The sequence below is a fragment of the Pelistega indica genome (assembly GCF_000506865.1).
GTDB classification, from domain to species: Bacteria; Pseudomonadota; Gammaproteobacteria; order Burkholderiales; family Burkholderiaceae_B; genus Taylorella; species Taylorella indica.
Map to the genome: position 1 here is coordinate 1 of NZ_AYSV01000044.1, position 1,116 is coordinate 1,116.

Here is a 1,116-nt window from a genome sequence, read left to right on the forward strand (position 1 = left end):
TCAGKMGGGAGGTGCTGTAGGGTCAGATGTGACGGTAGCAGCTGGAGATGGTGGCGTAGAGTTAGTAGAGGAAGGGGACGGTTTTTTTCGAGAGGTCATGATGAAATCCTACTAGGTTTAGTGAGAAAGATTTCATGCTAAAGGGAGCGGTTGTGATGTTCTATTGGACAAAACTATTCTGTCATACTAGACAAACACAAATTGTTGTGCATGTTTTTTCAGGGTGTTTGTGATAGTGGACTTAAAACACCCATCTACATAACAAGACCGTAATACTCAATGAATATTACGGTCTGCTTAGTACACTACGATATAGTGATTATTTCATTGAAATAGTGGTGTTTACACTTCTCTCATGATGAGACCAACGTGCTGTAATGGATTTGGTCTGTGTCCAGAATGCAATTGCTTGTTTTCCATTAGGTCCTAATACACCAAGTTTTGATCCACGTGAGCCCGTAAAACTAAACCAAGCAACAGGAACTGGGATAGGGATATTAATACCAATTTGACCTACATCAACATTATTTTGGAAGTAACGAGCAGTACCTCCGTCTTGCGTAAAGATGGCCACACCGTTACCATTTGGGTTGGCATTAATAAATTCAACAGCTTCTTCAATAGTATCAACGCTAACGATACATAGCACTGGTCCAAAAATCTCTTCACGATAAATTTGCATATCAGCTTTTACATTGTTGAAAATAGTTGGACCAATAAAGTTACCGTTCTCATAGCCTTCTACGGTGATGTCACTACCGTCTAATAGTAAAGAGGCACCTTCTTCAACACCTGATTGGATTAAACGTTTAACACGCTCTTTGGCTTGTGGTGAAACGAGTGGCCCTAAGTCAGCTTTACGGTCTGTACCAACATTTACTTTGAGTAGTTTTGATTTTTCTACAAATTCATCAATCCACTCTTTTGATTTACCGACAAATACAGCTACAGATGTTGCCATACAACGCTGACCAGCAGCACCAAAAGCAGCACCTACTAACTGGTTGAGAGCTACTTACCTTATCGGCATCAGGCATAATAACGCAGTGATTTTTGGCGCCCATCATTGCTTGGCAACGTTTGCCATGCTCTGAGGCACGACGATATATTTCAGTC

The 1,116-nt window shown here is 41.0% G+C and carries 1 pseudogene; it reads right to left on the reverse strand.

Going from position 1 to position 1,116, the window contains the following annotated elements:
* Positions 1–319 precede the first annotated feature (319 nt).
* Positions 320–1,116, reverse strand: a pseudogene (locus V757_RS18245) (aldehyde dehydrogenase family protein); the annotation flags it as partial.